This window comes from Peribacillus sp. RS7, assembly GCF_041956845.1.
GTDB lineage: Bacteria > Bacillota > Bacilli > Bacillales > DSM-1321 > Peribacillus.
In genome coordinates, this window is record NZ_CP168135.1 from 1,486,092 (window position 1) to 1,499,213 (window position 13,122).

16 protein-coding genes are annotated in these 13,122 nt (G+C 36.8%); 6 read left to right on the forward strand and 10 right to left on the reverse strand.

What is annotated here, in order from left to right:
• The first annotated feature begins 85 nt into the window (after positions 1-85).
• A complete protein-coding gene (locus ACDZ29_RS07705; RefSeq protein ID WP_289314608.1) occupies positions 86-487 on the forward strand; it encodes an SET domain-containing protein in 402 nt (133 codons plus the stop codon).
• Between the two features lie 192 nt (positions 488-679).
• Here the strand turns inward: ACDZ29_RS07705 and ACDZ29_RS07710 are convergent, their stop codons facing one another.
• Both ACDZ29_RS07710 and nagZ read right to left on the reverse strand, forming a co-directional pair.
• Entirely contained in the window at positions 680-868 is a 189-nt protein-coding gene (locus ACDZ29_RS07710) for a hypothetical protein (protein WP_289326759.1), read from the reverse strand.
• A 91-nt stretch (positions 869-959) separates the two neighbouring features.
• Complete coding sequence (nagZ, locus tag ACDZ29_RS07715; protein ID WP_375090592.1) at positions 960-2,201, reverse strand: beta-N-acetylhexosaminidase; 1,242 nt, start codon at positions 2,199-2,201, stop codon at positions 960-962.
• 184 nt (positions 2,202-2,385) lie between these two features.
• On the opposite strand from nagZ, the gene ACDZ29_RS07720 reads away from it, so the two are divergent.
• A complete protein-coding gene (locus ACDZ29_RS07720) occupies positions 2,386-2,739 on the forward strand; it encodes a hypothetical protein (protein ID WP_375090593.1) in 354 nt (117 codons plus the stop codon).
• A 64-nt stretch (positions 2,740-2,803) separates the two neighbouring features.
• Here the strand turns inward: ACDZ29_RS07720 and ACDZ29_RS07725 are convergent, their stop codons facing one another.
• Positions 2,804-3,586, reverse strand: a complete 783-nt coding sequence (locus tag ACDZ29_RS07725) for a TrmB family transcriptional regulator (protein ID WP_375090594.1) — start codon at positions 3,584-3,586, stop codon at positions 2,804-2,806.
• Between the two features lie 215 nt (positions 3,587-3,801).
• Between ACDZ29_RS07725 and ACDZ29_RS07730 the strand changes: the two genes are divergently transcribed.
• On the forward strand, positions 3,802-4,572 hold the full coding sequence (locus tag ACDZ29_RS07730; RefSeq protein WP_375090595.1) for a TSUP family transporter: 771 nt from the start codon (positions 3,802-3,804) through the stop codon (positions 4,570-4,572).
• A gap of 376 nt (positions 4,573-4,948) precedes the next feature.
• Here the strand turns inward: ACDZ29_RS07730 and ACDZ29_RS07735 are convergent, their stop codons facing one another.
• Positions 4,949-5,179 (reverse strand): hypothetical protein, encoded by a 231-nt coding sequence (locus tag ACDZ29_RS07735; protein WP_375090596.1) that lies wholly within the window; start codon positions 5,177-5,179, stop codon positions 4,949-4,951.
• A 103-nt stretch (positions 5,180-5,282) separates the two neighbouring features.
• Here ACDZ29_RS07735 and ACDZ29_RS07740 point away from each other — a divergent pair, with 103 nt between their 5' ends.
• On the forward strand, positions 5,283-5,441 hold the full coding sequence (locus ACDZ29_RS07740; protein WP_375090597.1) for a hypothetical protein: 159 nt from the start codon (positions 5,283-5,285) through the stop codon (positions 5,439-5,441).
• A gap of 391 nt (positions 5,442-5,832) precedes the next feature.
• Here the strand turns inward: ACDZ29_RS07740 and ACDZ29_RS07745 are convergent, their stop codons facing one another.
• Together ACDZ29_RS07745 and ACDZ29_RS07750 are read right to left on the reverse strand one after the other, a co-directional pair.
• Complete coding sequence (locus ACDZ29_RS07745; RefSeq protein WP_169732069.1) at positions 5,833-6,006, reverse strand: hypothetical protein; 174 nt, start codon at positions 6,004-6,006, stop codon at positions 5,833-5,835.
• Between the two features lie 302 nt (positions 6,007-6,308).
• On the reverse strand, positions 6,309-7,763 hold the full coding sequence (locus tag ACDZ29_RS07750) for a pyridoxal phosphate-dependent decarboxylase family protein (protein ID WP_375090598.1): 1,455 nt from the start codon (positions 7,761-7,763) through the stop codon (positions 6,309-6,311).
• A gap of 427 nt (positions 7,764-8,190) precedes the next feature.
• Here ACDZ29_RS07750 and ACDZ29_RS07755 point away from each other — a divergent pair, with 427 nt between their 5' ends.
• The gene (locus ACDZ29_RS07755) at positions 8,191-9,138 is read left to right on the forward strand and encodes an IS110 family transposase (RefSeq protein WP_342601947.1); all 948 of its coding nucleotides are present in this window, start codon (positions 8,191-8,193) and stop codon (positions 9,136-9,138) included.
• A 720-nt stretch (positions 9,139-9,858) separates the two neighbouring features.
• On the opposite strand, the gene ACDZ29_RS07760 is transcribed toward ACDZ29_RS07755, so the two are convergent.
• Together ACDZ29_RS07760 and ACDZ29_RS07765 are read right to left on the reverse strand one after the other, a co-directional pair.
• Positions 9,859-10,008 carry a hypothetical protein gene (locus ACDZ29_RS07760; protein WP_289326765.1) on the reverse strand — a complete coding sequence of 50 codons (150 nt, stop codon included), beginning with the start codon at positions 10,006-10,008 and terminating at the stop codon, positions 9,859-9,861.
• A gap of 239 nt (positions 10,009-10,247) precedes the next feature.
• The gene (locus tag ACDZ29_RS07765) at positions 10,248-10,463 is read right to left on the reverse strand and encodes a hypothetical protein (protein ID WP_370016672.1); all 216 of its coding nucleotides are present in this window, start codon (positions 10,461-10,463) and stop codon (positions 10,248-10,250) included.
• Positions 10,464-10,801: 338 nt separating this feature from the next.
• On the opposite strand from ACDZ29_RS07765, the gene ACDZ29_RS07770 reads away from it, so the two are divergent.
• On the forward strand, positions 10,802-12,019 hold the full coding sequence (locus ACDZ29_RS07770) for an IS110 family transposase (RefSeq protein ID WP_375090599.1): 1,218 nt from the start codon (positions 10,802-10,804) through the stop codon (positions 12,017-12,019).
• Between the two features lie 284 nt (positions 12,020-12,303).
• On the opposite strand, the gene ACDZ29_RS07775 is transcribed toward ACDZ29_RS07770, so the two are convergent.
• On the reverse strand, positions 12,304-12,690 hold the full coding sequence (locus tag ACDZ29_RS07775; RefSeq protein ID WP_375090600.1) for a DUF1259 domain-containing protein: 387 nt from the start codon (positions 12,688-12,690) through the stop codon (positions 12,304-12,306).
• 207 nt (positions 12,691-12,897) lie between these two features.
• Positions 12,898-13,119 carry a helix-turn-helix transcriptional regulator gene (locus tag ACDZ29_RS07780; RefSeq protein ID WP_289314598.1) on the reverse strand — a complete coding sequence of 74 codons (222 nt, stop codon included), beginning with the start codon at positions 13,117-13,119 and terminating at the stop codon, positions 12,898-12,900.
• Positions 13,120-13,122: the final 3 nt, after the last annotated feature.

Below are 13,122 nucleotides of genomic sequence, written 5' to 3' on the forward strand. Positions count from 1 at the left end.
TCCGTAAAATAGTTGCTTTTCTCCTTATTAACTGTCAAGCTTAGATGATCTGGACTATATTGAATAGAACAAGTAGGTGACGAACATGATTGAAGTTAAAACTTCCACACTCAGTGATGGTGAGTTCAATAGAGGCGTATTCGCAACACAGGACATTAAAAAAGGTGAGCTTTTACATGAAGCACCTGTCATTGCTTACCCAAACGAGGAGCATGTCTTCATAGAGAAAACATTGCTTGCTGATTATGCGTTTGAATATGGAATTAACCATACTGCCATGCTTTTAGGTTATGGCATGCTGTTTAATCATTCTTATACCCCAAACGCTACGTATGACATAAACTTTAAGAATCATACGTTTGATTTCTTTGCTTACACCGACATAAAAGCAGGAGAAGAAATCCTGATTAATTATAATGGTGAAGTCGATAATGAGGATCCGCTTTGGTTCAATAAAGAAGATGACGGTGAAGATGTAGCTGAATGATCATTGAACATTCATGAAAGCACTTGTGCTTTTGAAAGACCTGTCAAAGGTCTTCGAAAGCAACGGGTGCTTTTTCATTTTCCTTTTACCGGCTTGATGAATTCACAGCTGGATTTTAATCGTTGTAATTGTTGGATATTAAGCAAAAAAAACGCCCCATTAAGAACAACTTAATGGGGTGGTCATTTCACCTTAACGTACGGATGGGTTACTTGATTTTGATTTAGTCATTGATTGGAATTGGCTCTTAACCTTGTCAATTGTTTCTGGTGTGGCCAGTGTTTTTATTTGAGTCATGGTTTTTTCACGAGTTTTCTTATTGCGCATTAGAAATGCGGCAGCTCCTATCAGGACGGTTCCAAGCATTTTGTTTGATGGCATGTGAGTTTCCTCCTTCAAGTTAGTCATATATAGTATTCCCTCTATCTACAGAATTAAACAAAAGCATCCTGTTGAGAGTGCGGTGTCCCTTTTATTTATCCAAATTCAGACTTTCAATATAATTCATGCTTTCAGGACTTTTCACCACTTTTTCAGCTTGATCCGGGTCAGCCTTCGTTTGCTTCATATTGAAGAGTTTATATGTCAAAACTCTTTTCACTGACTCGTTAATCCTATCCATCGGAACTTCCCCTGTCTTTGCTGCTTTTAGTAATCCGTTATATACCTCAAGCTCATGGGAATATTCATGACAGACGAGTAATAAGTCAGCTCCTGCAAGGATTGCTTGCTTCCCCATATCCTCATAGGAGAAATACTTGTTCACAGCTCCCATTTCCAAATCGTCCGTGACCACAAGCCCTTCATATTTAAGTTTTCCCCGAAGCAGGTCCTCTATGATGACTTTTGAAAGACTTGCCGGTTTTTCTTTATCATAGGCTGGATATTTAATGTGGGTCACCATCACGAAAAACTTTTGGTTATCCATTTCACTTATGATTTGCTTGAAAGGATAAATATCCGAATTTTCCAGATCAAGTTGGTTTGCTTCCACGGACGATGTTTCGACATGCGGATCGATTTCACTGCGTCCGTTTCCGGGAAAGTGCTTCAATGCACCCGTTATGGATACATCATTCAAGCCTTGAATGGCTTTCTTTCCGTATTGATAAACCTTTTCCGGATCTTTTCCCAATGAGCGCTCATCCGTTTTCGATAGATCAAGAACCGGGGCGAAATTTATGTTAATCCCCATGGAACCCAGTTCTGCCCCATTCAATTTTGTCACCTTGTATATGTCTTCCACAGATGCATTTTTCCCAAGGTCCTGTTGCGAAGGGAGTGGCGATACCCGTTCCCTCATCCGGATTATGTTCCCGCCTTCCTGATCGACGGCCACCATCAGCGGAAGCGAAAGTGTACTTTGATCTGCCGTTTGCTGAAGCGAATTGGATAACTTAGCCACTTGTTCAGGTGATTTCATATTGCGGTCAAAATAAATGACGCCCCCGATATGTTTTTGTTCAATAAGCTCCGTAATTTCACTGCTCTTTTCAGTTCCCCTGAAACCGACCATCATAAGCTGCCCAACTTTTTCTTCAAGCGTCATTTCTCCGAGCATTTTTTCTATTTTCTCATGGCTATCCGTAATGGCATCGACGTCTTTCCCTTTTTCGACTTTAGAATTCGCATCCATATTCAACTGAATGAACACCACTGAAAAAGCGAGAATTGCGATGAAAAGCAGGCCCATATATATTTTTCTTTTCTTCATGCTTTAACCTTCATTGACATTTTCTCTTTCCTTCCTTAATTGCCCTTTTATTGATTTTGCGGCACACTATCTTAATCATGTTCATAAATGGACCATTCTATATCATCATTGAGGATTTTTTTGCATAAAGCATTAGCCAGGTACCATACTACAAACATAGCCTAATTAAAAGGAGATGCCCCCCATGAACGGAATCTTGAAAAATATTGCCGTTACCTTAAATCATGCAGTCGATTATGCAAAACAAAAAATAACAGCAATTACAGGAACAACTTCCGTTACGATAGCGGAATTGAGTGAGCACATCATCAATCAGCCTGAAACAAAACTAATCAGCAAGAACCTTTTAGGGATACCCTTTTCTTTTTACCACTTACAAAAAGAAGATGTTACGTACTATTTGGAAATGAAGAGCTCTCAAATTCTCCAGTTGGATGTTCAAGCCCATAACCATACGATTGTGTCTTACAGGTCTTATCGAGATAAATCAAGCTTACCCACGGCGATTAGATTTCCTAAAACCCTTTTGTCCGAATGACTCTGGTACAAAAAATAAAAAGCTGATATTCCCTACATAAGGGGGTATCAGCTTTTTTTCAAATTTATAGGGAGAAAAACTGGTCTCTTTCCCTCGAAATCCATTTCTCGGCATCTTCTTCATCCTTTTTAACTAAGCGGTTAACGAGGATATCATGCCAAATGTAATTTTCGAGAAAATTGATATGAATGGGGTCATCTGTGTAAAACGCCGTTTCTCTCGCTTCCGAAGAAGGCCCGTAAATCGTCTCCTTGCCATCAATGGATAGGATGAACCATTTGTTCTCTCCGATATTATCCACATAGCTGGTTTGGCGATGTATATCTATACCTGATAATGGGTTTTCAACCTGAAATGCAATCCCCTTGAGAGTACAATGCGCGGCCGCCCCTTTAAGCTCTTGTTCAAGTTCCCCATACATCTTGTCCCATAAGGAAACCACCACCCTTTTCTCGGCTTTTTGAATCAAAGTACGACAGAAGGATAGGATATGCCCCTCACCTTTTAGCGTCATTACACGATTGTCGGACATCGGCTCGATTTTCTCGAATTGCTTTAGTGTATGACTGATGGATTGATAGGTATTTTTCCATTTCGATTGGACGGATTCCAAAAACACATCGACTGGTAATGGTGAATATTGTATCGAGTCATTGATTTCCTCTTTTAATACGACTCCTTCTTCTTGAAGTCCATTTAATATTTCATAGATACGTGCCCTGGGAATTCCTGATTCCTTGCTTACTTGATAGGCACTGGTTGGACCTTGACGAACTAAAGAAACATAAGCCTTTGCTTCATATTGACTAAATCCGAGAGACTGTAGTTTTTGAATGATATCTTGCATAGTACCTCCTAGTGCTTTAAGTAAGTTATATGCCTATCATACCAAATCTCTTATCGAAATTTATTCGATTTCAAAAGGTATGCATCATATTCTTATTTACAGAACGATTTTTGTTAGTTACTATTTAAATAGTGACTAATAGAAATACTTTGGGTTATGGCTACAGAAAAAGCAAGGATTCCGCCATAATGCCAATGTTTACGGAGGTTTCTTGAATGGAAGATATACAAATTTCAACACTCTTGCTGCTGATATTTTTCGGCTTTCTGGCAGCATTCATTGATTCAGTAGTTGGCGGCGGTGGCCTGATTTCCATACCCGCTTTATTATTTTCAGGACTTTCCCCTTCAGCAGCGATCGCAACGAATAAGTTGGCAAGTTCCATGGGATCTTTAACAAGTACCATTGCCTTCATTCGCTCAGGTAAGGTTGATTTTCGATTGGTATCCAAACTTTTCCCACTTATTTTCATGGGATCCTTGCTAGGTGCTTGGGTTGTCAATTTCGTCTCACCCGAACTATTAAAACCACTGATCTTAGTTCTTTTACTAGCTATAGCCATTTATACCTTTTTAAAAAAGGACTGGGGACAAGAATCGACTTACCAAAGGCTTACATGGTATAAGGCAGCACTATTTACGTTCGCTATATTTGCCATTGGTTTTTATGATGGATTTTTAGGGGCTGGAACGGGATCTTTCATTTTGTTTGCCTTTTTAATGATTGGCTTTGATTTTTTGCACTCTGCAGGAAACGCAAAATTTTTAAACTTCGGAAGTAATCTGGCAGCACTGATCATGTTCATCTTTCTTGATACCGTCAACTTTTCCTATGGAATACCGATGGGGATCTCCATGATAGCAGGAGCATTGGCAGGTTCAAAATTTGCCATTAAGAAGGGAGTGGCATATGTAAGAGTATTATTTATCATAGTTACCGTCATTCTGATCATGAAAAATATATTCGATTACTTAATGGGCGGCTAAAATAGAAATTTCCGGCCACAGCAAGAACTGCATACATCTGAAAAATGCTTTGTTAAACATTAATGTTGATATTTGAACAAATGAAAAAGACCACTTATTGTGGTCTTCTATAGTGCATACTTTGGTACTAAACCACCCGTTTGTTCTACAAGACTTATTGTAGAGTTTACAAACTTCTACATAAAAGGAAAACTGTCTAATAACAAGACTCGCTTAATATTAATCTATTTGTTTGTCCTTTCTTTATATCTTTTAAATGCAAAAACTGTGGCTGTAAGCAAGAAAATAAATCCTAGAGCGACCCATGAATTGAAGAGTACTACCAAAGGAAATATATTCTTATCCATTTATAACGAAACCGGAAAATAGCTTTTACTTAATTATTTTTAATTTCTTCTTCTAATTCTTCAATTTCTAAATTCCATTTATCTCTTGTACTATACAAGATTTCACGTACAAAACTTGAAAAGGAATTTTTATTTTGATTTATTTCTTGTTCCAATTTTTTGAGATCTTCTTTTAATTTTTCAACTACTTCTTTTTTCTCATCAATAGATAGATATTCATAAATTCGATAAGGGGCTGCCACAGCAACCCGATTGTTCACGAAAGCCCCCTTTACTTTTAAGGGAAACTCAAATCCTCGGGATATAAAGAGTGTTTTTTTGTAAATAATAAGATTGTTAAACAATAAATTGAGGAGGACATGTATGCAAAAGGATCAACAAGCTAAAGAGAGTTTGAGTTCTATTATGAAACCGGAATTTTCCGGAACTGATGCACAAAAAGTAAAACAAGAAATTCAAAAAGATGTAAGCGAAGGACAAGGTGCAATGACTTCCCGAGAGGCAGGAGCAATGCGCGATTAAAAAACCACTCTGAGTGGTTTTTTTTCTGCTTCAAAAATAAACACTTTACATCCCTCATTTCGATTTAATGTAGATGCTGAAAACTTAATGATATAAGCACGGTTGGTTGAAAGACCACCTCAAGCCATGTGAATATCTAGCTAAAGAAATAAACAAATAAATATAGCAAAAGGTAAGCTACATTAATTGGGTAACCCTTATTTTTATTGAGCTATCCTGCCCCTTTAGTTCCATAAGAAAAAGCTGTCTTAAAGACAGCTCCGATCTTCAGCTAACGCACCCGTTAGTTCTATAAGACTTATAGCAGAGTTGACACATACTGTGTCACAAAGTATTTAAATAAAATCAAAAAATAACTGCTCCTCAAAGAGCAGGAGCAGAAAAAAAGATGTTATTTCACAACTTTAAGAGGAACAAGTACTTTATTAAAAAAAGACGTTTCGAGCTTGGCTAACCAACCGTTTCCGTTTTCTCCATTAGCTACTTGAGTAGCATGTTTTTGGTGAAATTCTGCTACCCGTTTATTATGCTCTTTATGCCACTGGTGCATAGAATTATGTTTCATTCTTAATGCCTCCTTTCTGTTTAATTATATTTCTAGAAAAGTTGAATAGAAAGTGCTTTTTATTCAACTTTTGAAAGAGAGGAAATCGATAAGTTAATAAATATAAATATGCACAGTTCGTATACACTACGCTTGTTGAACTACCTGCCCCTTTAGTTCCATAAGAAAAAGCTGCCTTAAAGACAGCTCCGATCTTCAGCTAACGCACCTGTTAGTTCAATAAGAAAAGCATTTCTTATAAAAGAATCCGCACGTTTGTTGAAAATTAAATCCTATTAATTGAACTTTAGCACCCAGTTAATTTAATAGGGTTTAGATTTATAACTATGGTGATTTATATAAAATTCATCTATCTTTCTAAATATTTTTTGTATAGTTGAGATTGGAGTATAAGGATTTAATAGAACTGCTCTTAACCAACGATCTCCTCTATAAGTTGGCAAGGAGAAAAATACACGTTCTTCATTAAGCAGATACTGTTGCAACTCTAAGTTCCATTGGTCCCATTGTTTTGAATCGAGATATTTTGGTCTTCCTCTAAAACAACATAAATTTGTTTCAGGTTCACTTGCTAACTCTATGTAGGAGCGTTTTTTAACTTGTACTACAAATTCCTCAACTAATAAATAACTTTCATTCAATAGTTGGTCGTAACCTTTTAATCCAATATGTTGAAGCGACAAATATAACTTTAAAATGTCAGCATGACGGGTGCCTTGAACACTAACTTCACCTAAATTTGTAAAATTTGTATCATTCATATATGGAGCAGAAATTCGGAAATCCGTTTCCAACAATTCACGATTCTTGAATAAAACCATAGCACATGTTTTTGAAACATACATCCATTTTTGAGGGTTAAAAGTTATAGAATCTGCCCTTTCAATACCAGAAAGTAATTGACGATACTTCTCTGAAAATACTAATGCCCCACCATAAGCAGCATCTACATGTAACCAGAGCCCATACTTCTTTGCTGTTTCTGCAATGGATAAGATGGGATCAATACTACCCGTTACAGTTGTTCCAGCCGTTGCCACAACTGCAAAAGGTTTTTTCCCGTCTTCTAACAATTTAATAATCTTTTTTTCTAAGTCAGAGATATCCATCTGAGAATTATGATTACTTTTTACAGCGATTACACTAGAAGTACCTAATCCTAATAACATTGCTGCCTTATGAAGAGAGGTATGGCTCGCTTCCGATACTAAAATAACTGGTTGACCTATTAGTCCAGTTAATCCAGCCTCTTTAACTTGTAATTTATGGTTCCGAGCAACTGCAAGGGCTTGAAGGTTAGCAAGACTCCCTCCACTAGTCATTACTCCCCCACCCTTTTCATCAAAACCAAACATATTTGCAATTTTTTGAAGCACTTGAACTTCCATTTGAGAGAATACAGGTGACATTTCAAGACTCAACATATTGTTATTAATAGCCGTTGTTACAAATTCACCCAAACAGGAAATTAAAGTTGGCATCGAGTCCATGTGACCAATATAGTTAGGAGTTAGAGGATTCATTGAATTTCTTAAAATTTCTTGTAATTGTAGAAGAATATCTTCAGTAGGAGTCCCTTCTATGGAAAACTCATCAAAATTATAATTTTCTATTTGAGCTAAAAATGGACGTTGCTCAGAATTAGTAGAATTCTCTATAACCAAATCCATAACTTTACTAATTAGACTTTTAACTTCATCAATATTTTGACCATTTGGTTCAATAAAAGAGTCGTTCGGAATAAAATCAATATTCATAATTATCACTCTACTCTCGAGATTATTGCACTTAGTATAACAATCGAGCAGATAGATTCAAGAAAAAAATGGAATACCTCTTATAAAAAATAAAAGCAAACCTAATAAATACAGCACTCTACAACTATAATGCCCCTTTAGTTCCATAAGAAACTCCTATGGCGGCGATCCTCGCCGCCACCATCTACTACGAAAATCTACACTCAAAAATAGAGTCTAACCCATTAACCCCTTGACGATAATGGATGATAACAATACAACCAGGCTGAGCTTTTTTTGGTGGATCTTAAGGAAGATACCCTGTATAAGAAACTGGTTGTGACAGTATGGAAGAACCATTTAGTGTACTGCTAGTACGTATACAAAATTTTTTGTAACAAATCTCCTGTCATATGTATTGTTAATCTTTTTTTGAGGTGATTCTCCTATGGAAGCAATGATTGAACGGTGTGCTGGCCTAGATGTACACCAAGAAACAGTAGTAGCCTGCGTATTATTTGGTCCATTAGATAAAAAGCCAAAAATCTCTATTGAAACGTTTTCAACTACAACAACGGGACTGTTGGCTTTAAGTGATTGGCTAGCTACCCTTCAGGTATCAGATGTTGTGATGGAAAGTACCGGAGTCTACTGGAAACCAATATGGAATATACTCGAAGGATCTTTTCACCTTGTTCTTGCCAATGCCAGGCATGTCAAAAATGTTCCAGGGCGTAAAACTGATGTAAAAGATGCCGAATGGCTTGCCAAGCTTCTAAGATGCGGACTTATTGAAAGCAATTTTGTCCCACCAGAGGATATTCGTGATTTACGAGATCTTACTCGTTATCGAAAAAAATTGATTCATCATCGCACATCAGAGCAGAATCGCATTCACAAAATTCTTCAAGATGCTAATATCAAGCTAACATCCGTTCTATCAGACATTTTTGGTGTATCTGGACGCCGTATCCTTGAAGCGATTCTAAATGGTGAAAAAATAGAGACCGATGGTCTTCGAAAAATGGTGGATTGGCGAACAAAAGCAAGTATTACTGACATTGCCCATGCAATTAATGGTCGTATTCGCCGTCATCATCGTGATATGTTGCGTTACCATTGGGAGCATATGGGTTATTTAGAAGAAACCATAGAAGAATTAGAAAAACAAATTGATCAACTCCTGTCCCCTTATCGTAAGGAAGTAGAATTATTGGATGGTATACCTGGTGTGAACAAAGCTGCGGCAGCTACTTTTATTGCGGAGATGGGTGTTGATATGTCCGTATTTAAGTCAGCTAAACATCTTGCCTCTTGGGCTGGTGTGAGTCCTGGAAATTACGAAAGTGCTGGTAAAAAAAAACGAGTAAAACCACACAAGGAAATAAAGCTTTAAAAACGATGGCCGTAGAATGTGTATTAGCGACATCAAGGCAAAATAATCGAATTGCTTCACATCGAAAAAGGATTACCAAACGGCAAGGAAAAATGAAGGGACGAATCGCTTCTGCCCATTAACTATTAACGATTACTTACAACATCTTAAAAACAGGAGAACCTTATCATGAACTAGGCTCAAATTACCTTGAAGAAAAACAAAATAACAAAGAATTAAAAATGATCGAATACCTAAAAAAGAAAGGCTATACAATCGCTCCATCTGAACAACAAACTGCATAACCAGTTAAATAACGACATAGTACATTTACCCCCATCAAAAAAAATGAGAATATGGAGGGTTTATTTTAGCATGGCTTTTTTACTATTGTGTTTTCATACAAAAAAGCTGTCTTAAAGACAGCTCCGATCTTCAGCTAACGTACCTGTTAGTTCATTAAGAAAAGGTTGCTTCAACAACCTCCCTTATTGATGTAAAGCACACGTTAGCTTAACAAACAATTTAATGATGTGAATTATTTACCTTGTTCCTTTTTCCAAGCGAAAACCCAGCAGCTAATAAAGATACTGTCGCTAAACCAACTCCAATAATCATAGAATAGTCGAAATAATTTTTAAGTGCCATACCACTAGAAATAAACTCTATCATCAATTGAAAAAGGAACTTCGAATAAGAAAAACATAGGGAGATTTTAGTCTTCCTATGTTTTCATTCATATTATTTATCTGTTTGTTTTTGCTTCTTTTTCAAATACTCCGCACGTATTTTTTCAAGATGCTGCTTTTTATCAAATTTGGCAGGCGTCTGTTTTTCATGAAACTTTGTCACAGCTACCTGACTTTTGTAATCCAATTGATATTTTCCCACTTTGTTCACCTACTTTTCATGTCTTTAAAGAAAATCTATTCAACAAATATAATATACCTTATTTTACTGAAGTAAACCTTATTACTTTATTAGTGTACTCTAACTTTGCATATATCAGTAAAAACATTAAAAACTTAGTAAAATAATTCATCGCCAAATGGTATTCATTTCATTGCTATAATCAAAATAAAATGCCTTGACACTCTGCATAAGCCTCAATAATTCTATTTCTTGTTTGTTCAGCTCTCTTCTAAAGGTCCAATTGTTCGGTAAATAAGGTTTAAAATATTAAAACAATCTAAGTCTACTCCATCTTTTAAATGGTTCTTAATGCTAATAACCATTACGTTCTCGATGATTTCAAATTTAGGTTTCTGAGGGGAAATATTGTTTTTTTTGCAAAGTCTTTTTACTACTTGTTTAAAAAAATCTACATCCCTAATATTTTTCTCCAAAAAATCACCCCTTGTTATTAACTATTCTACTTATATCCATCTTAATCCAAATATTACCTTATTCAACTATCCTGCCCCGTTAGCCATCCATGAATCGCAAAAATCGGCGATTCACCACAAAGAATGAAAATGTATTGAGTGCGTCCATAATGATTCTAAGGCTGGGAGAGGAAGGTCGATGAACTATGGTGCCTTAGAGCCCATCCGTTAGTCTGACTCCAACGACCACGGTGCACCACAAACTGTCGCTCCCTTACGGGAAGCACTTATGGTAGATTAATCCTAATTCTGATTGTTGCACCAGCCTCCAATTTTCAAGCCTAGAAAGGAAGATTTCAATGGATGTAATCATTGAAAGAGCATGTGGTTTGGATGTCCATAAGGACAGTATCACTGCTTGCATTATGACAAAAGAAGGAAAGGAGATTCAAACGTTTTCTACAAAGACTGTTTTTTTATTAAAGTTATTGGACTGGATTAAGGAAAATAATTGTACTCACGTAGCGATGGAAAGCACCAGTGTTTATTGGAAACCTATTGTTAACTTGTTAGAGTCCGAAGGAATTGAGTTTTTAGTTGTAAATGCTCAACACATGAAGGCTCTTCCGGGACGTAAAACGGATGTTAAAGATGCCGAATGGATAGCCCAACTGCTTCGTCATGGATTACTAAAAGCAAGTTTTATTCCAGATCGGAATCAACGAGAACTGCGGGAACTTGTACGCTATCGCCGAAGTATTATAGAAGAAAGAGCCAGACAACATAATCGGGTTCAAAAGGTTTTAGAAGGAGCCAATATCAAACTTGGCTCAGTTGTTTCTGATATTATGGGCGTTTCATCAAAGGATATGCTCAGAGCGATTGCGAATGGTGAAGACGATCCTGAAAAACTAGCAAACTTCGCTCGTCGTACAATGAAGCGGAAAAAAGAAGAACTAGAATTAGCACTTAAAGGATATGTAAATCCACACCAACGATTAATGTTGAAAACCATTTTGACTCACATTGATTTTTTAAGTGCACAAATTGAAATGTTGGATCAAGAGATAGCTCGAAGAGTAAGCTCTTATCAGGACGATATAGAACGACTTGATTCAATACCTGGTATCGCCACAAGAATGGCTGAGCAAATCTTAGCTGAAATTGGTACGGACGTTGGAAACCAATTCCCGACTGCCGCACATTTATGTTCATGGGCAGCCTTGGTCCCTGGACACAATGAAAGCGCAGGTAAAAGGAAATCTAGTAGATCTAAAAAGGGAAATAAGTATTTAAGATCCGCATTAACAGAAGCAGCTCAATCAGTAAGAGGGTCAAAAAACTATCTCGGTGCACTGTATAGACGCACAGCCGGACGAAAAGGAAAGAAAAAGGCAGCAATTGTAGTTGCCCATGCGATGTTGCGAATCGCATATTACCTTCTAACCCGAAAAGAAATGTATGTCGACTTAGGCGAAGATTACTTTGATAAACAAAGACAAGTATCAATTGTACGCCATTCGGTTCGAAGACTAGAAAACTTAGGTTATAATGTGACAATTACCGAAGCATCCTAATCCAATTTTCGTATCTATAAACACTTTGATTAGGCGCTCTCCTCTTTTTTAAAAAAATGAATGAGCTGCGTCTACTTAATTATTGCCATTTTTCGGATCTCACAGAAGTTAATTTTCATGGTAGTTCCATAAGAAAAAGCTGTCTTAAAGACAGCTCTAATTTTCAGCTAACTCACCCGTCAACCAAACTGGGTTTATACCGTTTATTATGTTCGTTATAATTCAGTTTATAACTGTTTTTCTGCCTTTTATGACAGCTCCGGTTTACCACTAGTGAGAAATCATTAGTTCCTTAACGCTTTTCTGACTTTCCTTGCAAAAACTAATGGGTCATCAACAGCTTCGATATTAACGTAAACCAAATTCGGATTATCAAAAAGCCACTCATTGTGTATGGATGAAACTATTATTCCTTGTTTAAGAATGGAAGCAACAAAATTCTCGACTTCTTCTTGCAAGAGTGCTACCCTACCTAGGCACAATGCTCGTCCAGTCTTATTATCTCTTGATTCAAATGAGAAAGAAGAGGTTACTCTAAAACGTTTTCCTAAAATTTTTGCTTTTATTTCATTTCGATTTATGGTTGTCACACATTTTCCACCCGCAAATCCTTCTTGGCCGCCGATAATTCTTGCAAACTCTTGACAAATTAATTCATCATTAGATGCCATCTATTCATCTCCTCCCTAGTATTAATAGGATATGAATTAATGAATAGATTCGAAACGGCTATGCAGCTCTTTTGAAATAAAAATTATGAAAATTATTTATATCTTATTCAAACTATCCTGCCCATTTAGTTCCATAAGAAAAAGGCTGCCGCAGCAACCTCCCTTTTTGAACTAAACCACCCATTAGTTGAAGAAATTTGTTGCCTATTATTCTTGAGTGTACTCGTCACTTTTGTATTCTAAAAGATCTCCCGGCTGACAGTCTAAAGCCTTACAAATCGCTTCTAACGTGGATAGTCGAATCGCTTTTGCCTTTCCATTTTTCAATATAGAAAGGTTAGCCATTGTTATTCCAACCCTCTCCGAAAGTTCTGTTACGCTCATTTTCCTTTTAGCCAGCATCACATCAATATTGATTATTATTGCCATGTT

Excerpts from the sequence above, each read along its gene's own strand:
- ACDZ29_RS07740 (WP_375090597.1), top strand. The coding sequence starts at position 5,283 with ATGCAAAAGGATCAACAAGCTAAAGAGAGTTTGAGTTCTATTATGAAA.
- nagZ (WP_375090592.1), bottom strand. The coding sequence starts at position 2,201 with ATGAAGAAAAGAAAAATATATATGGGCCTGCTTTTCATCGCAATTCTC.
- ACDZ29_RS07720 (WP_375090593.1), top strand. The coding sequence starts at position 2,386 with ATGAACGGAATCTTGAAAAATATTGCCGTTACCTTAAATCATGCAGTC.
- ACDZ29_RS07730 (WP_375090595.1), top strand. The coding sequence starts at position 3,802 with ATGGAAGATATACAAATTTCAACACTCTTGCTGCTGATATTTTTCGGC.
- ACDZ29_RS07780 (WP_289314598.1), bottom strand. The coding sequence starts at position 13,119 with ATGGCAATAATAATCAATATTGATGTGATGCTGGCTAAAAGGAAAATG.
- ACDZ29_RS07755 (WP_342601947.1), top strand. The coding sequence starts at position 8,191 with ATGGAAGCAATGATTGAACGGTGTGCTGGCCTAGATGTACACCAAGAA.
- ACDZ29_RS07750 (WP_375090598.1), bottom strand. The coding sequence starts at position 7,763 with ATGAATATTGATTTTATTCCGAACGACTCTTTTATTGAACCAAATGGT.
- ACDZ29_RS07770 (WP_375090599.1), top strand. The coding sequence starts at position 10,802 with ATGGATGTAATCATTGAAAGAGCATGTGGTTTGGATGTCCATAAGGAC.
- ACDZ29_RS07775 (WP_375090600.1), bottom strand. The coding sequence starts at position 12,690 with ATGGCATCTAATGATGAATTAATTTGTCAAGAGTTTGCAAGAATTATC.
- ACDZ29_RS07745 (WP_169732069.1), bottom strand. The coding sequence starts at position 6,006 with ATGAAACATAATTCTATGCACCAGTGGCATAAAGAGCATAATAAACGG.
- ACDZ29_RS07705 (WP_289314608.1), top strand. The coding sequence starts at position 86 with ATGATTGAAGTTAAAACTTCCACACTCAGTGATGGTGAGTTCAATAGA.
- ACDZ29_RS07710 (WP_289326759.1), bottom strand. The coding sequence starts at position 868 with ATGCCATCAAACAAAATGCTTGGAACCGTCCTGATAGGAGCTGCCGCA.
- ACDZ29_RS07725 (WP_375090594.1), bottom strand. The coding sequence starts at position 3,586 with ATGCAAGATATCATTCAAAAACTACAGTCTCTCGGATTTAGTCAATAT.